Here is a 19860-nt window from a genome sequence, read left to right as displayed (position 1 = left end):
GAAAGGGCTAGGCATGTCTTCGGAGAAGGTGCTGCGCGTCGGCATCGTCGGGCTGGAGTTCGGGGCGGAGTTCATCCCGATCTACCAGCGCCATCGCAACGCCGAGATGTACGCGATCTGTCAGCGGACCGAGTCGAAGCTCAACGAGATCGGCAACCGTTACGGCGTCGACGTGCGCTACACCGACTACGCGCGCATGCTCGCCGATCCGAACATCGATGTCATCCACATCAACACGCCGCTGCAGCTGCATGCCGACCAGGTCGTCGCCGCGCTGGAAGCAGGCAAGCACGTCGGTTGCACCATCCCGATGGCCACGTCGGTGCACGACTGCCGCCGCATCGTCGAGGCACAGCGCCGGACCGGGCTGACCTACATGATGATGGAGACCACGGTGTACAGCCGCGAGTTCTTCTTCCTCGAGCAGAACTACCTCGACGGCAATCTCGGCAAGCTGCAGTTCTTCCGGTCCTCGCACCATCAGGACATGACCGGCTGGCCGTCCTATTGGGACGGGATGCCGCCGATGTATAACGCGACGCACGCGATCAGCCCGACGCTAGCCCTCGCCGGGCATCAGGCCGAGTACGTGCAGTGCCTCGGCTCCGGCTCCGTGTTCGACCGGATGAAGGACGCCTACGGCTCGCCGTACGCGATCGAGTCGACGCACATCAAGTTCCTCGACAGCGACGTCGTCGCCGAGGTCACCCGCCACCTGTGGGCCGTCGCCCGCGAGTACCGCGAGAGTTTCGACGTCTACGGCTCGATCCGTTCCTTCGAATGGGCACAGACCGAGGACGCCGCGCATGTGCTTTATCTCGGCGAGACTCCTGAGCGGATCGAGGTACCCGACTTCGCGCAGCGGCTGCCCGAAGAGATCCGCTCGTTCACCACCGCCGGCGTTTACACCGCGGACGGCGAGAGCGAGCACCGTTCGTTCGTCCAGGGCGGCGGGCACGGCGGCTCCCACCCGCATCTCGCGCACCGGCTGCTGATGTCCGTGCTCGGCCAGGCCGAGCCCTACCCGAACGCCGTGCAAGCCGCGAACATCACCTGTGCCGGAATCCTGTCCCACGAATCGGCCCTCCGCGGCGGCGAGCGCGTGCACTTGCCGGATTGGACACTGTCCGACGCGAAGCCCCACATCGTCGAGCTTGCGCAAGAGGTCGAACCGCCGTGGGCGGCGGCCTGAAGCGCGGCTTCCTCCCGGCGGGGGCGCCGACCCTGCCGGGAGGAACTGCTGGTCGCGACGACGCCGTCCCAGGTGCCAGGCCCGGCGCCCGAACGCATCTCGCCCCTGTCGCAACCGAACACATCCCATCCCCCGGCGAGGCTGCCCCGGGCGGCGCCGGCGGTCAGAGTCACTTGTCTCGCCCGTCAGGCGACTGGGCAATGCCGCAGCGCATGTCGCGCTGCCGCCTCGCGAACGAAAAGATCACGGCGCAATCGGCACCCGGCATTGAGCGGTGACCATCGCGCTGCCGACATCGTCACGCGGCAGGGCTGCCTGGCGCGAGACGATGTCGGGAACCGTCCGAGTGGAGGCTGGACCTCGCGCCGATCGCACCGTCGGACCAGCCGCCGCCAGGCGGGGGCGACGTCATCGACGGCGGTCCAGACGGAGCGCTCGAGCGCACCCCGAGCTTCCTGGCTGGGCACGATCGCGACGACGAATACCAGAGCCGCACCTGCCAGGAAGATCGCGAGCCGCGCGGGAACGTCCGACAGCTCCGGGCTGAGCGAGCTCCAGCGTCGGCATCAGCCCGCCCAGCATGAAGCCGAGGTTCCGGCTCACCACGGCCCGCAATTCGGGCGGGCACCGCTCGTCGGGGAGATCATCAGCGGCGAATACGCGGAGTTGGACTGCATCAGCATGATCACGCACAGCACCGCGACGACCGCGCCGCGATGACCTCCGGCGGAAGCGATGCCCAGGTGAGCAGCGGCAACGCGAAGAGATCGCACAGGCCGAACCTGAGCATGACACGGCGGCGATCGGCCACCCCGAGGCAGGTTCATGACCCCTGGGAGGAGACCTGCGTCGTCACGAGGCCAATTGCAAGCGTGTGGTTAGTGCGCGACTCGCCCCTCGGACACGCGTACTAACCCTACGGGGTGGGCGGATGGTCACATCGACCATCCGCTCTTTCGCGTTATAGACCAGTTCCAGGCCGATCTCCTCGTACAGCTCCTGCAGCCGGGCCGGGCTTGCGCTGAGGACCTGTCTCCCGGCGTCCCCCAACGAGTCGACCAGCGCCTCAACGTCCGCTCTCCCCAGCTCTGAACCAGCTGGAGTCCTCGCCAGCTCCTCTGCTGCCGCGTCGCGCTCCTCCCTCGCGCGGTTCAGGGGTTCGATCAGCGCTTCCAGGTCGGCCCCGGCCTCGATCGCCTGCGTGAGCCGCGCCAATCGGGTTTTCGCTTGGGTCAGCCGTCGCTGGGCATCCGCCATGCGCCGTGGGTTGACGTTCACATCGCCAGCGACGCCGAGCATCGCCTCCACGGTCGCATCACGCTGCTCCTCAGAGAATGCGTGATGGATGTAGCTGTTCAGCGGATCCATCAACGCCGCTTCCGGCAGATAGATGTTCTTCGGGTGATCAGCCAAAGCCGGTGATCCAGGGACGAGCGGCCGGGCGGCGCAGCGGTAGTAGATCCGCGTGTCCCGCGGCGTCCCCTCCATCTTGCGCATGCAGTGATCGCACCGAACTCGCCCGCGAAACGCATACGTCCACTTCGTGGCCTTCGGTCCTCGCTCCAGCTTCCGACGCGCGTCGAGACCGCCCGCCGCGCGAGACCGGCGAGAGAGCTGAACCGCAGTGAAGTCCTCGGCAGAGATGATCTCCGGATGCGCTGGCTTGCGTGACCGGACAACCCGGTCAGCCGACGCGCGCCGGAACCGCGTCACGTGCCCAGCCGCGACGTCGTCCGGATCGAGCAGCATCTCCTGCCGCGCCCACCTACCGAAGAACGCGTACCCGGTGTACCAGGCGCTCACCGCCGCCGAACTGATCGTCGTGGACCAAAACCCGGAGGCAGTCAAGCTCGCCGAATCGATCGGCGCGGACCACGGCATCGTCGCGGACGGCGGGCACGTCGCCGCCGTCCAGGACCTCACCGGCGGCGCGGGCGCGGAAACCGTGCTCGACTTCGTCGGCGAGGGCGGCGCGACCCGCGACGGCATCGCCATGCTGCGCCGCGCGGGCGACTACCACGTCGTCGGCTACGGCGAGAACATCGACGTGCCGACCATCGACGTCATCTCCGCCGAAATCAACTTCATCGGCAACCTCGTCGGCTCCTACACCGACCTGTGCGAACTCATGGTGCTCGCCGCACAGGACCGGGTACGGCTGCACACCGTCCGATACCCGCTCGAGAAATTCCAGGACGCACTGGACGACCTCACCGCCGGACGCATCCGCGGCCGGGCGATCCTCGTCCCCTGACTCGTTAAAAGGAAACTGCATGATCTTCATTACCGCGAAATTCCGCGTGAAGCCCGAACACGCCGAGAACTGGCCGGAAATCTCGCGCGCGTTCACCGAAGCGACCCGCGCCGAACCAGGATGCCTCTGGTACGACTGGTCGCGCAGCCTCGCCGACCCGAACGAATACGTCCTCGTCGAAGCCTTCCGCGACGACGCCGCAGGCGCCGCGCACGTCGGCTCGGACCACTTCAAAGCCGCGCAGCGGGACCTGCCGCCGTATCTGGCCGAAACACCGCGCATCGTCAACGCCAAGGTCGACCAGAACGACTGGGCAGAACTCGGCGAACTGGCCGTGCGCGACTGACCGCAACGCGAGCGAGTGGTCCCGGCGCGGGTACCCGCGCCGGGACCACTCGCCGTGCACCGTCGACGTTTGGGAGGCCGCGCTCCGGCCGACCACCGACAGGCGGAACAACGATCAGTGCGCCGACCGGTCCGCACCCGCGGGCTAAGATCGGCCGATCGGACGGCGCGGTGTGGGAGGTCAGCCTGCGATGACGGTGGACAAGGCGCAGGACTCGCGCGTGGAGAGCGCGGATCCCGGCGCCACCCGGACAGCGCGGGCGTACCACGATCTCCGCGAGCTGATCCTGTCCGGGCAGTACGCTCCCGACGCCCGGCTCACCGAGGCCGACCTCACCAGCAGGCTCGAGGTCTCGCGCGGCACGATCCGGTCGGTGCTCGCCCGGCTCGCCCAGGAGGGGTACGTCACCGCGGAGGCGAACCGCAGTGCGCGGACGCGGTCGTTTTCCGAGGACGAGGCGATCGAGATCCTCGAGACCCGCGAGATCCTGGAAGCGGCCCTGGCGGCGAAGGCAGCCGAGCGCGCTACCGACGAGGACATCGCGGAGATGACCGCGACCTGCGAGCGGATGTGGGCGGGCCGGGAATCCGACGGCCGGGACGAGTACTCCGCGCTCAACCGCTCCTTCCACGAGCAGGTGCGCGAGGCGGCACGACAGTCGACGCTCACCCGCTTCGTCGACAGCCTGCTGTATCCGCTGGTGCTGCGGCAGTACCGCGACATGGACCGTTCGCGGCCGCGGGCGACGGTCGTCCACGAGCACGAAGCGATTCTCGCTGCCATCGTCACGCACAACCCGGAGGCGGCGGCCGCGGCGATGCGTCATCACCTGTCCGCGGTCCGCCGTGCTCTCCAGTTGAAGTTCGCTGGCGAGTAGGTCAGGACCAGAGGGCCACTGTCCACTCGGGATCCAGCACGACTCCGACGTCGTCGCCCGGGCGGATCCGCAAGTGCGCGTCGGCGTGGGCGCGGAATTCGACGTCGCCCACGGCGGCGACCGCTTCGAGCCGGTCGCCGAGGTATTCGGTGGAGATGACGCGCGCTGGGAAGCGGTTGGGCTGACCGGCGTCCGGGGTTCCGGGCACAATCCGGACATGTTCGGGGCGGATGCACACGTGCACGTCCCGGACTTGGGCGGGCGGCGTGGCGAAACGCTCGCAGCGCATGACGCCGATGGTGGTTTTCACTTCCGCTACGCGGCGTGGCGGGCCGTCGACGACTCCGGGGACGAGGTTGGCGCTGCCCACGAAATCGGCGACGAACCGGGACGCGGGCGAGTCGTAGATCTCCGCCGGGGAACCGATTTGCTCGACCCGGCCGCGGTTCATCACGACGATGGTGTCCGACATCGCCAGCGCCTCGCCCTGGTCGTGCGTGACGTAGATCGTGGTGACGCCGAACTTCTGCTGAAAGGACCGCAGTTCGGCCCGCAGTTGTGACCGGAGTTTCGCGTCCAGATTGGACAGAGGTTCGTCCAGCAGCAGGACTTCCGGTTCGCACAGCAGGGCGCGGGCGAGTGCCAGGCGCTGCTGCTGCCCGCCGCTCAGCTGAGTCGACCACCGGTCCGCGTATTCCGACAGGCCGACCTGTTCCAGCATCGCTAGCACCCGCGTCCGCGCCTCGCTCCGGGAGCACGTCTTGCGGCCGTAGCGGAGCGGGAAAGCCGCGTTGTCGAAGACTTTCATGTGCGGCCAGATCCCGTAGGACTGCGGCACCATCGCGATCGGACGGTCCTCGGGCGCGACGTCCCGGCGGGCCGCCGAGGAGAAGACGGCCTTGCCGTTCATGGAGATTTCGCCGCGGTCGGCGCTTTCGAGCCCGGCCAGGCAGCGCAGCGTGGTGGTTTTGCCGCAGCCGCTCGGGCCCAGCATGGTGAAGAAGCCGCCGCGGGGCACGGTGAAGCCGACGTTGTCGACGGCGAGGCTCACCTCGGCGCTCTGCTTCCGGGCGAACCGCTTCTCGAGACCGGAGATCGCCACGGCGTGCTCGGTGTTCTGCATGGTCACGACACCTCAGATGTGTTGTTGGAAGCCGCGGTGGTTGACCCACCACACGGAACCGGCGGAGACGGCGAGCAGGAGCACGGCCAGCGCGCTGGCCTCGGGGTAGTTCGCGCTTTCGCCGATCATGTCCCACAGCAGCACGACGACGGTGCGGTTGTCCGAATTGGACAGCAGCAGCGCGATCGGGAGTTCGCCCAGCGCGTTCGCGAAGACCCAGAGCCAGGTGCGCGTCACCGAGGGCGCGACGAGCGGGAGCACCACCCGGCGCAGCACGGTGCCATGCCGCGCGCCGGAAACCCGGCCCACTTCTTCGAGCCCGCCGTCCAGTTGCAGCAGGGAGGTCTGCAGCATCCGCGACGCGCGCGGGATGTAGCGCGTGGTGAGCGCGATGACGATGATCCAGATCGTGCCGTAGACCGGGATCGGCAGGAACAGGTACAGGAACAGCACCGCGACGCCGAGCACGACGCTCGGCACGGCGAACACGAGGAACGACAGGTCGAACAACGCGCGTCCGGCCCGCCCGCCGCGCTCGGAGGCCAGCGCCAGCCACAGGCCGAAACCGGCGGTCAGGGTCGCGGTGACGAGGCTGATGACCAGGGTGTTGACCACCGCGTGGGTCAGGTTCGGGTCGGTGAAGATCGTGCCGTAGTTGGCGAAACCGAGGCTGCCGAGGCTGTGCAGGCTGATCGGTTGCAGGAACGGCGTCAGGCTGGTCCACACGAGAGTCAGGATCGGGACGACGATCGCGACGAGCACATACAGCGTCACGATCGCGGCCGCCGGGTAGCGCCACCGGCCCAGCCGCACCGGAGCCGACCGGTATCCCTTGCCGCTGACCACCTTGAAGCGGTGCGACTCCCGCGTCTGCCGCCGGTAGAGCGCGATCATCACCAGGGACAGCAGCACCAGCAGGACGCCGTAGGCACTGGCGAGCCCGTAGTCCGACATGCCCGACGGCGGCTGCAGCGCCGCCTGCACGAGACTGCTGAACACGAAGATCTGGTGCGGGGTCCCGAGAATGGACGGGATCGCGAACTCTTCGAGCGCGATGACGGCCAGCAGCATCGCGGCCGCGCTCATGCCGGGCAGGGTGAGCGGCAGGACGATCTTGCGGGTGCGGGTCAGCCATCCGGCGCCCGAGGTGGCCGCGGCTTCTTCGAATTCGAGGTTGAGACGGGCGAAGGTCGGCGCGAGCATCAGGTACATGCTGGGCACGCCGAAGATGCCGGCCACGAGGATCATGCCGGGCAGCGAGTAGATAGCGACCGAAATCCCGAAGACGCGCTCGACGAGCAGCGCGAGCGGGCCGTTGGCGGGGTTGGCCGCGAGCACCCAGGCCACCGCCATCACGGTCGCGGGCACGCCCATCGGCGCCAGCGCGCTCGGTGCCAGCACGCGGCGGCCGGGCATGTCCGTGCGTTCGAAGAGATAGGCCAGGCTGACGCTGATCACCAGCGCCACCGAGACAGTGCCGACCACGAAGATCGCCGAGTTGAGGGCTACTTCGAGCACTCGCGGCGAGGAGAAGATCTTGACGAAGTTGTCGAGGGTGAACCCGGGGATGTCGAAGGGCAGCTTCAGTTCGGCGCTCTTGAGGCTGCTGAAGATCAGCATGCCCAGCGGGAACACCACGAGGTAGGCGAGGAACAGGCCGATGGCGATGTTGAGGCCGGTGCGGACGCGGCCGCGGCGGCGCGGGCGGGCGGGTTCGGCGGGCGGGCGCGGGGGTGCGGCGGGGGCGGCCCTGGTGGCGGACTGCATCGTCGGAGTCTCCAAGGGGATTTCAGTTCACGTCGGTGCCCAAGGCCTTCTCGACCTGGGGGAAGAAATCGGCGAACCGCTGGTACTGCTGGATGTCGGTCTCGCTGTGCCACTGGACCCCGGCGGCGCAGAGCGCGCGGACGACGCGGTTGGCGACGGCGGCCTTCGAACAGTCGGTCTCGGTGGGAATGATCGAGTTGTAGCTGCCGGCGAGCGCCTTCTGCCCCGAGGCGGAGGCGAGGAACGCGGTGAGCAGCCGCCCGGCCGCCGGGTGCGGCGAACCCTCGGGCGCGAACAGGTAGGCCTTGTTGGCGTTGGTCGGCCCGATCGGGGCGACCGCGACCGGGGCGCCCTTCGCTTTGTCCGAGAGCACGAGGTTGATCAGGTCCGTGCCGAGCGGGGTCTGCCCGGAGACGATGTTGGTGTGCGCCTGGGTCGTGTTGTCCGTGTAGTGCGGGCTCTGCTTGGCCAGCTTCGCGGAGAACGCCAGCCCGGGTCCGGCGCCCAGCGTCTTGTCCTGCTCCCACACGGTCATGAAGGACCCGCGCGACTCGATCGTGAGCTTGCCGCCGCCCCACTGCGGGGACAGCACGTCGTTCCAGCTGTGCGGCGCGTCGGCGGCGGGCACCGCGGTCGTGTTGTACGCCCAGACCTTCGGCACGGCCCACACGTAGACGAAGTTGCCGTCGAAGATCTGGTTCCCTGGCACGCCGTACCGGCTCCAGTCGACCTTCGCGGCCATGTCCACCGACGGCAGCACGGTCAGCCCGCCCGCGTTGGACACGTCGAAACTCACGCGGCCGGCGGCCTGTTCGACATTGAGCTGGGTGACGAGGTCCGGGGCCTTCTTGTTGGTGTATTTGACCGTGATGCCGGGATATTTCTTCTCGAACGCCTTGATCGCGGGCCGCATCTGGGCTTCCGGCTTCGGCGCGAACCAGATGACCTGCCCCTCCTTCTTCGCCGCCTGGTAAAGCTCGGCGAGGTTGCGGGCGTCCGGCGCGGGCGGCGGCTTGCTGCACCCCGCGCCGAGCAGCGCGACCACGGCCGCCAACGCGGCCAGCACGGTCTTCCGACGGGTACGCACGGTCCTCACTGTCCCCCCGTCGTGACTGCCACGCCGTACAACCGCGCGGCAGTGCCGCCTGCGACGAGGGCCTGCTGGGTATCGCCGAGCGCGGGAAGCTGCGCCCGCACGAGGTCCGCCAGCTCCCCCAGCGAGCCCTCCGAAGCAGGGAAATTCGAGCCCCACATGACGTGGTCGGCACCGAATTCCTCGACCAGTGTGCGCACGAGCGGCGCGGCGGATCCGGCTTCGCGCTGGGCCCGCAGAACGGCGGGCGGGGTGAGTTTCACGAAGACCCGGCCGCTGTCGCGCAGCCGCGCGAGCGCCGGATACGGCAGCACGCCGTCGCCGAGATCGGGGCGGGCCGCGTGGTCGAGCACGACGGTCAGGCCCGGGTACGCCTCGAGCAGTCCGGCCAGGATCGGGGTGTGCTTGGCGTGCATCTGGACGCAGACCGGGACGCGGCGGTCGGACACGAACTGCCACACCGGCGTCATCCGGTCGTCGTCGAGGCCGCGGCCGGGCGTCGGCACCGCGGTCGTCCCGTCGGCGGCGCGGATTCGGACGCCGGAGAAGCCGCGTTCGTCGATCCAGCGGGCGAGGTCGTCGACGGCTTTGGGCGAGAGGAAGTCGACCGAGCAGACGCCGCTGAGGCGGTCGGGGTGCCGGGCGAGCTGGTCGGCGACATAGCTGTTGTCGAAGCCGTAGACCGTCGAGGCCTGCACGATGACGAGGTGGTCCACCTCGGCGGCGTCCGCTGCGCGCAGCAGGCCGTCGATGTCGGTCGGGCGTTCGCGGGACCAGTCGGAGCGGTGCCCGCCGAGCGGCGCGGGCGGATACGCGGCGGTGTCCGGGGAAATGATGTGCGTGTGCGTGTCGACGCGGAACATGGGGTCTGCTTTCGGTGGGCTCAGGCGAGGTGGCGGGAGAAGTCGTCGAGCAGTTCGGCGACGGTCACCGGGGTGCGGATGACGTTCTGCTGCAGCGCGTAGTCGATCGCGATCTGCAGACCGGCGACGAGTTCGTCGGTGATGCCGAAGCGCAGTGCGCGCACGCGCGGTCCGGGCTCGGCCTCGGCGGCTTTGCGTTCTTCGATACGGGTTCCGAACGCCTCGTAGAGTTCGGCGACCGTGCCGGGCTCGGCTTCGAGCAGGTCCCGCCGGACGGTGAGCAGGTGGTTGATCGGCACTGTTCCGTGCCGTTCGCCCCAGGCCTCTTCGGCCGCGCGCCAGTCCGGGATGACCGGGACCAGCGGGCCTTCCGCGCCGTCGAGCGCGGGCGGGCCGAGCACGGCGGCGGAGACGTCGCCGCGGCGCAGGACGTCGAGCACTTTTCCTTCCGTGCGCTCGACATTCGCCGGCTCGGCGTACTCGGCGACGTGCGGCCCCTCGGTGGTCACCCAGGTGACGTCTTTGGCGTCGAGGCCGTACTCCTCGTGCAGGATGCCGCGCACCCACAGGCCGGTGGTCTGGCTGTAGGCCCGCACCCCGACCCGCTTCCCGGCGAGGTCCGCCGGGGCGAATCCGGCCGAGCCGGGCCAGCGGGTCAGCGAGTGGTGGTGGAAGTCGCCGCTGAGCACGACGGGCAGCAACGCGATCGGCACGCCCGCTTCGCGTGCCTGCAGAAAGGTGGCGAGGGCGAGTTCGCTGACGTCGTAGCGCAGTTCCCGCACCATCGGCGCGAACGCCCGGTAGATCGGATCGGCGTGCGCGACCTCGACGCGATGGCCGCCGGGCGCGAACCCGGGGGCGGCGGCGAACTCCGTGTGCGGGTAGGTCTTCACCGCGACGGACAAGGTCCTGGCCATAGGGGACGACTCCTCTGCTGCGCTGGAGCGGAAGGGGGTGCCGACGCGACCGGGCGGACACCCAAAATGTCGAACAGTGTCAGCGACCGTACGCGCCGATTGCCGGTGTTTCAACCGTCGAGGACGCAAATCGTCTAACAATCTTGCGTTCACCGACGTCTCTCCACCCGGTCCGATCCGCTGCGATCACGCGCTCGACCTGCGAGAACATCCTCCGGCCACTCTTGTTCTACAAGATTCAGCGGGCAGCAGATCGACTGACGTCGAGAATCTTGTTTAACAAGGAGTTCTTGCCGACTATCGCTGCGGACTGCTACGGTCCGCCGCAAAGTTGTTAAACAATCTGGCGGCCGACCCGGTGACGGGCGCAGCCGCCGAGCGAGGGCAGAGCTGTGATCGAGATCGACGAGGAGATCCCCGTTCCCGCACCGCCGGAGCGGGTGTGGGAGGTCGTGTCCGACCCCGAAGCGGTGGTGTCGTGCATCAGCGGCGCCGAGCTCGGCGCCTCGCACGACGACGGATCGTTCGACGGAACGCTGGTCGTCAAGTTCGGCGCGGTGGGCGTGCGCTTCGGCGCCCGCGTCTCCCTGGACCTGGACGAGCCCGAGCGGGAAGGGCGGCTGTCGGCCAAGGGCCGCGACGGGCAGGGAGCCACCCGCTTCTCCGCGAACGCGACCTTCCGGGTCGTCCCGGATCCGGCGGCCGGGGGTTCGCGCGTCCGCCTGACCGGCCAGGTGAGCCTCGCGGGGAAGCTCGCGTCGCTCATCGAAGCCGGTGCCGGTGCGGTGGTTTCCCGGATGACCAAAGACTTCTCCGCCGAACTGGTGCGCAAGTGCGCCGGCGACGCCGCCGCCGAACCGCCCGCGCGCCCCTCGCTGTGGGCGCGGCTGCGCGACTGGTGGCAGCGAATCGTCCACAAGCGACAGAACGAACAGAGCGAGGTGCACAGTGGCCAGGCTGAATAGCGTCATCGGAGCCCTGGAGTCGGGAAAACCCGCCTTCGCGGCCTTCGCCCCGCCCGAGCCGTCGGCGGCGCTCGACTTCGCCGGTTCCGCCTACGACGGGGTGGTCTTCGAAGCCGAGCACAAACCGTGGGACGCCGCGAACCTCCGCGACAGCCTGCAGTACCTCCTCGACCGGCGGCGCATCTTCGAAGCAGGCACCCTCGCCCCGGCGCCGACCCCGTTCGTCCGTGTGCCGGTCAACGGCGCGGAACACGGCCAATGGCACGCGAAACAAGCGCTCGACCTCGGCGCGTACGGCATCGTCTGGCCGCACATCTCCCGCGTCGAAGAGGCGCGCAACGCGGTCGCGGCCTGCCGCTACCCCCGCCTGCCCGGAACCGACCGCTTCGAACCCGCCGGTCTGCGCGGCGACGCCCCGGCAGCCGCCGCGCGCTACTGGGGACTGTCCACTCAGGACTACTACGCCAAGGCCGATGTCTGGCCGCTCGACCCGGACGGCGAAATCCTCGCCGTGATCCAGATCGAGGACCAGCTCGGCATCGAGAACCTGCCCGCGATCCTCGACCAGGTGCCGGGCATCGGGCTCGTGCTCATCGGCGAGGGAGACCTCAGCCAGGAGCTGGGCGTGCCGCGGCAGCTGGAACACCCGCTGATGGTCGAGGCCCGGCGCCGGATCGTCGAAATCTGCCGGAAGCACGACGTCGTCGTCGGCCATCCGCACGTCACCGCCCGCAACGCCGAGCAGGTGCTCGACGAGGGCTACCGCTTCCTCATGACCGCACCGGTCCGCAGCTACCCCGGCCTCGACCGGGGCCGCGAGCTGGCCGGGCGCTGACCCCATCCCAGGAGGAAACCCGTGATCATCGACTGCCACGGTCACTTCACCACCGCGCCGCCCGCTCTCGGCCAGTGGCGCGAACGGCAGATCAAGAACTTCGAGGACGCCGGCGCGCGCCTCTCCCCCGACGAGCTGCGCATCGACGACGACGAGATTCGCACCGCGATCGAGAACGGCCAGCTGAAGCTGCAGCGCGAACGCGGCACCGATCTCACGCTGTTCTCCCCCGGCGCCGGGAAAATGGCCCACCACTACGGCGACGCGGAAACCAGCCGCGTGTGGTCGCGGGTGAGCAACGACCTCATCGCCCGCGTCTGCGGCCTGTTCCCGGACAACTTCGCCGGCGTGTGCCAGCTGCCGCAGTCCCCGGGCGACGCGCTCGCCGAGTCCGTCCGCGCGTCGGCCGCCGAACTCGAGCGCTGCGTGACCGAACTCGGGTTCGTCGGCTGCCTGCTCAACCCCGACCCGTCCGACGGGTACTGGCAGGCACCGCCCCTGACCGACCCCGTCTACTACCCCTTGTACGAGAAGATGGTGGAGCTGGACGTGCCCGCGATGGTGCACGTCGCGATGTCGCGCAACCCGGCCGTGCAAGGCACCTGCGCGCACTACCTCAACGGCGACACCGCGGCGTTCATGCAGCTGTGCGAATCCGATCTGTTCACCGACTTCCCGACGCTGCGGCTGATCCTGCCGCACGGCGGCGGCGCGGTGCCGTATCACTGGGGCCGCTACCGCGGGATGATGCTCGACCGCGGTCGGCCCCCGTTGGAAGAAGCCTTGCTGGGCAACGTTTTCTTCGACACCTGCGTCTACCACCGGCGCGGCCTGGAACTGCTCACCGACCTCATTCCCGCCGCGAACGTCCTGTTCGCCTCGGAAATGATCGGTGCCGTCCGCTCGGTCGACCCGGAAACCGGACGGCGCTTCGACGACACCCTGGCGCTGCTCGACTCTCTCGATTCCCTCGGCCCCGCCGAAAGGGAAGCCATCTACGGCGGCAACGCGCTGCGGGTGTTCCCCCGCCTCGTCCGCCACCTCGACAAACAGGAGGCCGCGCGGTGAAGGTCTACGAAGCACTGGCCGCGGCGTTCGCCGCCGAAGGCGTCACCGACGTGTTCGGCATGATGGGCGACGCCAACATGCACTGGATGAACGCGTTGGCCGGACACGGCACGCGGCTCTACGAGGTCCGCCACGAAGGCGCCGGGCTGAGCATGGCGCACGGTTTCGCCCGCGCCTCGGGCCGCCCCGGCGTCGTCACCACGACGAGCGGGCCGGGCACCGCGCAACTGGCCACGTCGATGCTCGTGGCCAGCCGCGCTCGCATCCCGCTCGTCGCCTTCTGCGGCGAAACCCCGCTGGGCGACGAAAGCGCGGTGCAATACCTGGACCAGCGCCGGTTCGCCGCCGCGATCGAATGCGAGTTCCTGCAAGTCGCGAAGGCCGACTCCGCCGAGGAAATCGTGCGGCGCGCGTTCTACCTCGCCCGCACCGAGTCACGACCGGTCATGATCAGCGCGCCGATCGACGTGCAGCTGCAGGAATTCGAGGACGTCCTGCCGTACTCGCCGTCCACCGACCTCCTGCGCACTCCCGCGTTGCTGCCGAATCCCGCGAGCATCGAGCAGGCCGCGGAACTTCTCGCGGCGAGCAAGCGCCCGGTGCTCATCGCGGGCCGCGGTGCCCGAAGCGCGGACGCGGGCGAGCAGGTCCTCGCACTGCAACGCCGGACCGGCGCGCTGCTGGCCACCACCTTGCAGGCCAAGAACTGGCTCTACGGCCAGACCGAGTACCACGTCGGGATCGCCGGGCTGTTCGGCAGCAAAGTCGCGATGGAACTGTTGCAGGAAGCCGATTGCGTCGTCGCCGTCGGCGCGAGCCTGAACCACTACACGATCGAAAGCGGCTATCTTTTCCCCGACGCGACATTCGTGCAGATCGACACCGCGCCCCACGTCGTGATGGGCAACGGCCGCGTCGCCGACAGCTACGTCCAAGCCGACGCGGTGACCGGACTGGAAGCACTGACCAGCGCGCTGGAACAGCGCGGCATCGAACTCGAAGGCTTCCACACCGCCGACGTGCACGCCCGGCTCACCGCCCCGCTCGTGGATCCGGCCGAGTACCGCCGCGAGCCCGGCCTGCTCGACCCGCGCGAAGCGATCGCCGTCGTCGACGAGGAACTGCCGGGCGAGATCGGGCTCGTCCTCGGCAGCGGGCACCAGACCGACTTCGGCACGATGCTGTTCCAGCGCTCCCGCGAAATCACGTCGAACTACGGCATGTTCGGCGCCATCGGGCAGGCCCCGTTGCTGACTATCGGTGCGGCGGTCGCCAAGCGCGAACCGATCTTCGTGGTCGAGGGCGACGCGAGTTTCCTCATGCACCTGCCCGAATTCGAGACCGCCTGCCGGTACGGGCTGCCGGTGCTCGTCGTGGTGATGAACGACGAGGGCCTCGGCGCGGAGTACCACAAGGCGAGCGCCAAGGGACTCGATCCCGCGCTCGCGGTGATCCCGACCCCCGAGCTTGGCGCGGTGGCCCGCGCGCTCGGCGGCGGCGGCGCGACCGTGCGCACCGTCGACGAACTCCGGGCCGCACTGGGCGACTACGTCCGCGCGCCGCGCCCGACCGTCATCGACGTCCGGATCACCCGCGACGTGCTCAGCGTGCCCTACCGCCGGATCCAGTACGGCGAGGACGTGTGAAGGAGAGGAAACCCGACATGAAGATCGTGCTGGGCCGCGACGACCTCGCGGCCACGGCGTTGGAGGCCGCTGGGGCGTCCGAACGCCTCGACATCCGCCCCGTGCACAAAGCCTCACGCGGCTTCGTCAACGACGGCGCCGCCGACGTCTGCGAACTGGCCGTCGTGACGCTCCTGCAAGCGGTCGCCTACGACAAACCGGTGGCGCTGCTGCCGATCACCGCCCTCGGCCGCCACCAGCACCAGACCCTGGTGACCCTCGGCGAACCCGGCGTGGCCGCCGTCCGCGGGAAGACCGTCGGCGTGCGCTCGTGGAGCCAGACCACCGGTGTCTGGCTGCGCGGGTTTCTCACCGAGGACTACGGCATCGATCTGTCCGAAGTGGACTGGATCACCTACGAAGACGGCCACCTGCCCGAGTACACCGATCCGGCGTGGACGAAGCGGGCACCCGAAGGAACGAAACTGCCCGCCGACTTCCTCGACGGAAAACTGGACTACGGCATCATGGGCAACGAACTCCCGTCGGACGACCGCATCCGCACCGCGGTCCCGGATGCCCTTTCAGTCGCGGCGAACTGGGCCGAGCGCAAGGGTTTCGCCCCGATCAACCACGTCGTCGCGATCAACCCGGCCGCCGACGCCAAGGCCGTCCTCGCCGTCTACGACGCACTGGCCGCGCAAGTGCGCAACGGCCCGGCCGAACTCAACCCCGTCGGCTTCGAAGCACTGCGCGGACCCGTCACCGAGGTCGCCCGCTACGCCCTCGAACAGCAGGTGCTCCCCCGCGCCGTCTCGTTCGACGAACTCGTGGACGGCACGTGCGCCGCACTGGGCGTGTCCGCCTCGCGACTCGCCTGACCCCGGAAGGAAAGACATGGAAAAGCTCTCAGTCGTCCTCGGCGACTACGCGCACGGCCGTGCTTTGCTGAACGGAGACGTCGAGCTCCCCGGCCGCGCGGTGGAACCGGTCGAGGTGACGCCGGTGATCGGCGCGTACCGCCGGATGATCCGCGACCTCGAATTCGACGTCTGCGAACTCGCGCCCACCTCCTACCTCATGGCACGGCAGGCCGGAGTGCCGCTGACCGCGATCCCGGTGTTCCTCAACCGCCGCTTCCACCACGCCGACGTGCAGTGCGGCGAGAACTCCGGCATCCGCTTCCCCGCCGATCTGGCCGGCACCCGGATCGGCGTGCGCGCCTACACCGTCACCACCGGAGTCTGGGTGCGCGGGATCCTCCACCACGAATACGGCCTCGACCTCAACTCGGTGACCTGGGTCGTCGACGACGAAGACCACATCGAAGGCCGCGCACCGGCCAACGTCGAGCACGTCACCGACGGCCGGTCGCTCAGCGAACTGCTGCGCGCCGGGGACATCGACGCCGCGCTGAGCGGCAACGCCGGTACCGGCCGGGCCGGAGCGCCCCGCGCCGGATGGTCGGCACCGCCTCCGTCTGCAGAGGACGGCCCGTACCCGCTGTTCCCCGACCACGAAGTGCTCGCCCTCGACTGGCACCTGCGCACCGGGATCTACCCTCTGCACTCGGTGATCGCGGTCCGCAGCGAACTGGTCGAACGCGACCCGGACCTGCCGACCTCGCTGTACGCCGCGTTCGCCGAAAGCAAGCGCCGCCAGGTCGCCGCCGACCCGGAATGGTCCGCCCTGCCGCGACTGGGCAAACAAGCCCGGCAACTCGGCGCCGACCCGATCCCGTACGGCTTGGCCGCCAACGACCTCAGCCTGCGCGCACTCGTCGAGTTTTCGCGCGCCCAAGGCCTGCTCGACGCCGACTTCCCCGCCGAACCGCGGCAACTGTTCGCCGACGGCGACTACCCGGACGCCTGAAAGGTGCCGTTCATGGACATCATCGACACCCACTGCCACGTCGTCTCCGCCGACCTCGACCGCTACCCGCGTTCCCCCCTGGGCGGCAAGCAATCAGGCTGGGCCACCACCCGCCCGGTCACCGCCGACGAGATGGCGCACCGGATGGACGAAGCAGGCATCGCGCAGGCCGTGCTCGTGCAGGCCACCACGGCGTACGGCTACGACAACTCCTACGTCCTCGACAGCCGCGCACAGCGACCCGACCGATTCCTCGCCGTCGGCACCGTGGACCCGCTGCGCCCGGACGCAGCCGAACATCTCGCGAACGTCACCAGCAACGGCCTGTCCGGCGTGCGATTGTTCACCAGCGGCAGCACAGTCCCCGCCCAAGGCGAGTGGTTCGCGGCCCCGGAAAGCTTCCCGTTCTGGGAAAAAGCCGCCGAACTCGGCGTGACCGTCTGCCTGCAGATGCGGCTCGGCCCCGCCACCGCACAACTGGACGCACTGCTGGACCGGTTCCCGTCCGTCCAGGTCCTGCTGGACCACCTCGGCTACCCCGACATCGCAACATCCCCAGCGGACGCCGGAGCGACCGTCGCGAAACTGGCCGTGCACCCCGGCCTGCACCTGAAACTGACCCACCGCAACCTCGAACCCCTGCACGCTGCCGGAAAGGAAGCGATCGCGTTCCTCGACCCCGTACTGGATTCGTTCGGCGCACAGCGGATCGCCTGGGGCTCGAACCTCCCCGCAGCCGAGCAATCCCTGCCCGAACTCGTCGCCCTCGCCCACGAAGTCCTCGCCGACGTCCCGACCGCGGACCAACGAGAGATCTTCGGCGGCACAGCCCGCCGGCTGTACCCGGGACTGCCGGGCTAGAGCCATGACCGAAAGCGACAGCCGCACCACGCGCTACAGCCAGGTCTACGAAGAGCTGCGCACTGTGCTGCTCTCCGGCGGCTACGAACCGAACACCCGGCTGACCGAAGCGGATCTGACCACGAGATTCACCGTATCCCGCGGCACGATCCGTTCAGTGCTGGTGCGGCTGGCGCAGGAAGGCTACGTCACCAGCGAGGCCAACCGAGGCGTCCGCACGCGCAGCTTCACCCTCGCCGAAGCCGCCGACATCCTCGAAGCACGCGAAACCCTGGAGGCGGCGCTGGCGGGCAAAGCCGCGGAACGGGCGACCGACCGGGAAATCGCCGAACTCCGCTCAACCCTGGAAAGAATGGAAGCAGCACAAGCGACCGGCGACCAGATCGCCTACTCGAAAGGCAACCGAACCTTCCACCAGCAAGTCAAAGCCGCCGCGCACCAAGCAACCCTGGCACGAACCTACGACACGCTCCTCTATCCCCTGGTGATGCGCCAGTACCGCAACATCTCGGCCCAGCACCCGCGCACGGGCTCCCTCGCCGAGCACCGCGCGATCCTGCTGGCCATCATCACCCGCAACCCCGAGGCCGCGGCCGCCGCGATGCGCCATCACGTCGGCTCCGCCCGCCGCGCACTACTGCTCGACCGAGGACGGCCCTGACCATGCCCGGGCCGATCGTCGTCGCCTTCGACGGCACCTCCGCAGCCGAGCACGCACTGTTATGGGCAGCCGCTACGGCCGTCCGGCGCGGTGCCGATCTCGTAATCGCCGCGACGACCTGGTGGCCGGTGACGCTCGAGCCCGCTTCGGCGGGAGTCCGCTTGGTGTCGGTCACCTGCGTGGACCACGCTGTTGAGCGAGTGACCGCGCAATGGCCCGGTCTGCGAGTGTCCGGCCTCGAGTCCGGCGGTGCTGGCGAATTGCTTGCCTGCGCCGCCGAACTCGACGCCTCGTTGCTCGTCCTGGCCGCTGACACCCGGATTCCGTGGCGAGCCCTCGTGTACGGTGCCGACCGGCCGCTCGCTCTCGTCGGCACCGTCGCCGGGCCAGTAGTGCTGGAGGTGCGCGCCCGGCAGATCCGCCGCGACGCGCTGGCACTCGCCTTCGACCTCGCCCGCGCTACCGGGACAGGCCTGCACCTCCTGCACACCGCCGTCGTGTGGCACTGCGCTCGCGCAGCCGATCTCGCCGGGTTCGTCGTGGCAGAACTGGCCGGCTGGCTGGCGTCCTATCCTGAAGTCGCAATCACCTATCAATTCGCCATCGCCCCGCGCTCACGAGCCCTGAACCGCGGTGTCCGCACCGCAAACGTGCTGATCCCCGCTCGCCGCTGAAACCTCGGCACACTCGTCGCCAGCCGGGAAACTGACGATCAGGAGTTCCTTGTCCTTCGAAGCGGTGCGGCCGAACACGGTGTGCGCGTCCCGGCAGGCCGAACTCTCCCGGTTTTTGCCGGCGACGAGCAGCGGGGCTTGGCTACCCGGCACGGATCCGGCTCGTCTCCGCGCGCCGTTCGATCTCCCATCCGGTGCCCGCCAAGGCCCGGCGAGCCCGTTCGAGGCATTCGCGGTGACCGGCGGCCGCGTCGGAGGAGACCTGGTCGGGAACATCGTCGTCGGACATCAGCGCACACCTTTCCGGGAAATCCTGGACCGCCACCGCACCACATCGGCGCACCGCCGGAGATCTCGTTCTGAGACAGGCCCCGGCCCCGGCCCGGCCTACGCTTCGGCGACGTCGACGCCCAGGAGGTGCGGGGATGCTGGAATACCGGAACGGAACGGTCGTAGTGCGCTTCCTGGCCGAGGAAACCGGCCACCTCGCCGCGGCACTCGCCTATGCCGGGCCCCTGCCGGTCGTGCTGACCGGAACGGCCCGCCAGTTCGCTCCCGATCTCGGGGCGGGCCTGCGCTCCGCAGCGGCCGCCGTGCGCAAGCACCCGGCGCCGGTGGTCGCCGCCGTCAACGGCGACGCGATCGGCGCGGGCTACGCGCTCGCCGAAGCCGCCGACCTCCGGATCATGTCCGGCGGTGTCGTGCATCCGGCCGGCTGGCCGCGACCCCTCGACGCGGCCGCCGCGGCCGCCGCCGGGCTCGTGGATCTCCAGTGCCCGCCCGCACGGCTGCTCAGCCTCGCTGTCCGGCTGGCCGGACGCGCCCGCCCCGGCGCCGCGGCGTAGTCGACCGCGCCGGGTCCGCCCG

At 69.3% G+C, this 19860-nt stretch carries 21 protein-coding genes and 1 pseudogene; 14 read left to right on the top strand and 8 right to left on the bottom strand.

Features of this window, described 5'->3' with window-relative positions:
* The first annotated feature begins 13 nt into the window (after positions 1-13).
* On the top strand, positions 14-1192 hold the full coding sequence (locus L3Q65_RS09995; RefSeq protein WP_237599430.1) for a Gfo/Idh/MocA family protein: 1179 nt from the start codon (positions 14-16) through the stop codon (positions 1190-1192).
* A 599-nt stretch (positions 1193-1791) separates the two neighbouring features.
* On the opposite strand, the gene L3Q65_RS09990 is transcribed toward L3Q65_RS09995, so the two are convergent.
* Together L3Q65_RS09990 and L3Q65_RS09985 are read right to left on the bottom strand one after the other, a co-directional pair.
* A complete protein-coding gene (locus tag L3Q65_RS09990; RefSeq protein WP_237599429.1) occupies positions 1792-1965 on the bottom strand; it encodes a hypothetical protein in 174 nt (57 codons plus the stop codon).
* 79 nt (positions 1966-2044) lie between these two features.
* The gene (locus tag L3Q65_RS09985; RefSeq protein ID WP_237599428.1) at positions 2045-2995 is read right to left on the bottom strand and encodes a zinc ribbon domain-containing protein; all 951 of its coding nucleotides are present in this window, start codon (positions 2993-2995) and stop codon (positions 2045-2047) included.
* Here L3Q65_RS09985 and L3Q65_RS09980 point away from each other — a divergent pair.
* From L3Q65_RS09980 to L3Q65_RS09970, 3 genes and pseudogenes are all read left to right on the top strand, one after another.
* Positions 2985-3446 (top strand): annotated as a pseudogene (locus L3Q65_RS09980) (zinc-binding dehydrogenase); the annotation flags it as partial. The gene L3Q65_RS09985 and the pseudogene L3Q65_RS09980 sit on opposite strands and share 11 nt — an antisense overlap.
* A gap of 19 nt (positions 3447-3465) precedes the next feature.
* Positions 3466-3792 carry a putative quinol monooxygenase gene (locus tag L3Q65_RS09975; protein ID WP_237599427.1) on the top strand — a complete coding sequence of 109 codons (327 nt, stop codon included), beginning with the start codon at positions 3466-3468 and terminating at the stop codon, positions 3790-3792.
* A 190-nt stretch (positions 3793-3982) separates the two neighbouring features.
* A complete protein-coding gene (locus L3Q65_RS09970; protein ID WP_237599426.1) occupies positions 3983-4669 on the top strand; it encodes a GntR family transcriptional regulator in 687 nt (228 codons plus the stop codon).
* Position 4670: 1 nt separating this feature from the next.
* Here L3Q65_RS09970 and L3Q65_RS09965 read toward each other — a convergent pair whose 3' ends face one another.
* The 5 genes from L3Q65_RS09965 to L3Q65_RS09945 are packed head-to-tail and all read right to left on the bottom strand — an operon-like array spanning position 4671 to position 10432.
* Positions 4671-5792, bottom strand: a complete 1122-nt coding sequence (locus tag L3Q65_RS09965) for an ABC transporter ATP-binding protein (protein WP_237599425.1) — start codon at positions 5790-5792, stop codon at positions 4671-4673.
* 12 nt (positions 5793-5804) lie between these two features.
* Complete coding sequence (locus L3Q65_RS09960) at positions 5805-7559, bottom strand: iron ABC transporter permease (protein WP_237599424.1); 1755 nt, start codon at positions 7557-7559, stop codon at positions 5805-5807.
* A 22-nt stretch (positions 7560-7581) separates the two neighbouring features.
* The gene (locus L3Q65_RS09955) at positions 7582-8646 is read right to left on the bottom strand and encodes an ABC transporter substrate-binding protein (RefSeq protein WP_237599423.1); all 1065 of its coding nucleotides are present in this window, start codon (positions 8644-8646) and stop codon (positions 7582-7584) included.
* Positions 8647-8651: 5 nt separating this feature from the next.
* Entirely contained in the window at positions 8652-9515 is an 864-nt protein-coding gene (locus L3Q65_RS09950; protein ID WP_237599422.1) for an amidohydrolase, read from the bottom strand.
* A 20-nt stretch (positions 9516-9535) separates the two neighbouring features.
* Entirely contained in the window at positions 9536-10432 is an 897-nt protein-coding gene (locus L3Q65_RS09945; protein WP_237599421.1) for a hypothetical protein, read from the bottom strand.
* Between the two features lie 392 nt (positions 10433-10824).
* Between L3Q65_RS09945 and L3Q65_RS09940 the strand changes: the two genes are divergently transcribed.
* Genes L3Q65_RS09940 through L3Q65_RS09900 form a run of 9 tightly spaced genes read left to right on the top strand, consistent with a single transcriptional unit; the run spans position 10825 to position 18993 of the window.
* The gene (locus L3Q65_RS09940) at positions 10825-11397 is read left to right on the top strand and encodes an SRPBCC family protein (RefSeq protein WP_237599420.1); all 573 of its coding nucleotides are present in this window, start codon (positions 10825-10827) and stop codon (positions 11395-11397) included.
* Positions 11381-12232, top strand: coding sequence for an HpcH/HpaI aldolase/citrate lyase family protein (locus tag L3Q65_RS09935; RefSeq protein ID WP_237599419.1), 852 nt, complete (start codon positions 11381-11383; stop codon positions 12230-12232). The genes L3Q65_RS09940 and L3Q65_RS09935 overlap by 17 nt, the downstream gene beginning before the upstream one ends.
* Before the next feature lie 21 nt (positions 12233-12253).
* Complete coding sequence (locus L3Q65_RS09930) at positions 12254-13300, top strand: amidohydrolase family protein (protein WP_237599418.1); 1047 nt, start codon at positions 12254-12256, stop codon at positions 13298-13300.
* Positions 13297-14946 (top strand): thiamine pyrophosphate-binding protein, encoded by a 1650-nt coding sequence (locus L3Q65_RS09925; protein ID WP_237599417.1) that lies wholly within the window; start codon positions 13297-13299, stop codon positions 14944-14946. Before L3Q65_RS09930 ends, L3Q65_RS09925 begins: the two co-directional genes overlap by 4 nt.
* A 17-nt stretch (positions 14947-14963) precedes the next feature.
* The gene (locus L3Q65_RS09920; RefSeq protein ID WP_237599416.1) at positions 14964-15806 is read left to right on the top strand and encodes a hypothetical protein; all 843 of its coding nucleotides are present in this window, start codon (positions 14964-14966) and stop codon (positions 15804-15806) included.
* A 16-nt stretch (positions 15807-15822) separates the two neighbouring features.
* Positions 15823-16797, top strand: coding sequence for an ABC transporter substrate-binding protein (locus tag L3Q65_RS09915; protein ID WP_237599415.1), 975 nt, complete (start codon positions 15823-15825; stop codon positions 16795-16797).
* A 12-nt stretch (positions 16798-16809) separates the two neighbouring features.
* Positions 16810-17658 (top strand): amidohydrolase, encoded by an 849-nt coding sequence (locus L3Q65_RS09910; RefSeq protein ID WP_237599414.1) that lies wholly within the window; start codon positions 16810-16812, stop codon positions 17656-17658.
* Positions 17659-17662: 4 nt separating this feature from the next.
* Positions 17663-18319, top strand: a complete 657-nt coding sequence (locus L3Q65_RS09905) for a GntR family transcriptional regulator (RefSeq protein ID WP_237599413.1) — start codon at positions 17663-17665, stop codon at positions 18317-18319.
* Between the two features lie 2 nt (positions 18320-18321).
* The gene (locus L3Q65_RS09900; protein ID WP_237599412.1) at positions 18322-18993 is read left to right on the top strand and encodes a universal stress protein; all 672 of its coding nucleotides are present in this window, start codon (positions 18322-18324) and stop codon (positions 18991-18993) included.
* A 142-nt stretch (positions 18994-19135) separates the two neighbouring features.
* On the opposite strand, the gene L3Q65_RS09895 is transcribed toward L3Q65_RS09900, so the two are convergent.
* Positions 19136-19282: a hypothetical protein gene (locus L3Q65_RS09895; protein ID WP_237599411.1), complete on the bottom strand. Its 147-nt coding sequence runs from the start codon at positions 19280-19282 to the stop codon at positions 19136-19138.
* Between the two features lie 136 nt (positions 19283-19418).
* On the opposite strand from L3Q65_RS09895, the gene L3Q65_RS09890 reads away from it, so the two are divergent.
* A complete protein-coding gene (locus L3Q65_RS09890; RefSeq protein WP_237599410.1) occupies positions 19419-19838 on the top strand; it encodes an enoyl-CoA hydratase-related protein in 420 nt (139 codons plus the stop codon).
* Positions 19839-19860 lie beyond the last annotated feature (22 nt).

This window comes from Amycolatopsis sp. FU40 (assembly GCF_021903635.1).
Lineage (GTDB): Bacteria > Actinomycetota > Actinomycetes > Mycobacteriales > Pseudonocardiaceae > Amycolatopsis > Amycolatopsis dendrobii.
The sequence above is the reverse complement of the archived record's forward strand: the minus strand, read 5'-3'. Positions and strand labels throughout refer to the sequence as shown.

Excerpts from the sequence above, each read along its gene's own strand:
- L3Q65_RS09915 (WP_237599415.1), top strand. The coding sequence starts at position 15,823 with ATGGAAAAGCTCTCAGTCGTCCTCGGCGACTACGCGCACGGCCGTGCT.
- L3Q65_RS09965 (WP_237599425.1), bottom strand. The coding sequence starts at position 5,792 with ATGCAGAACACCGAGCACGCCGTGGCGATCTCCGGTCTCGAGAAGCGG.
- L3Q65_RS09890 (WP_237599410.1), top strand. The coding sequence starts at position 19,419 with ATGCTGGAATACCGGAACGGAACGGTCGTAGTGCGCTTCCTGGCCGAG.
- L3Q65_RS09995 (WP_237599430.1), top strand. The coding sequence starts at position 14 with ATGTCTTCGGAGAAGGTGCTGCGCGTCGGCATCGTCGGGCTGGAGTTC.
- L3Q65_RS09945 (WP_237599421.1), bottom strand. The coding sequence starts at position 10,432 with ATGGCCAGGACCTTGTCCGTCGCGGTGAAGACCTACCCGCACACGGAG.
- L3Q65_RS09900 (WP_237599412.1), top strand. The coding sequence starts at position 18,322 with ATGCCCGGGCCGATCGTCGTCGCCTTCGACGGCACCTCCGCAGCCGAG.
- L3Q65_RS09920 (WP_237599416.1), top strand. The coding sequence starts at position 14,964 with ATGAAGATCGTGCTGGGCCGCGACGACCTCGCGGCCACGGCGTTGGAG.
- L3Q65_RS09950 (WP_237599422.1), bottom strand. The coding sequence starts at position 9,515 with ATGTTCCGCGTCGACACGCACACGCACATCATTTCCCCGGACACCGCC.
- L3Q65_RS09905 (WP_237599413.1), top strand. The coding sequence starts at position 17,663 with ATGACCGAAAGCGACAGCCGCACCACGCGCTACAGCCAGGTCTACGAA.
- L3Q65_RS09910 (WP_237599414.1), top strand. The coding sequence starts at position 16,810 with ATGGACATCATCGACACCCACTGCCACGTCGTCTCCGCCGACCTCGAC.
- L3Q65_RS09895 (WP_237599411.1), bottom strand. The coding sequence starts at position 19,282 with ATGTCCGACGACGATGTTCCCGACCAGGTCTCCTCCGACGCGGCCGCC.
- L3Q65_RS09970 (WP_237599426.1), top strand. The coding sequence starts at position 3,983 with ATGACGGTGGACAAGGCGCAGGACTCGCGCGTGGAGAGCGCGGATCCC.
- L3Q65_RS09975 (WP_237599427.1), top strand. The coding sequence starts at position 3,466 with ATGATCTTCATTACCGCGAAATTCCGCGTGAAGCCCGAACACGCCGAG.
- L3Q65_RS09960 (WP_237599424.1), bottom strand. The coding sequence starts at position 7,559 with ATGCAGTCCGCCACCAGGGCCGCCCCCGCCGCACCCCCGCGCCCGCCC.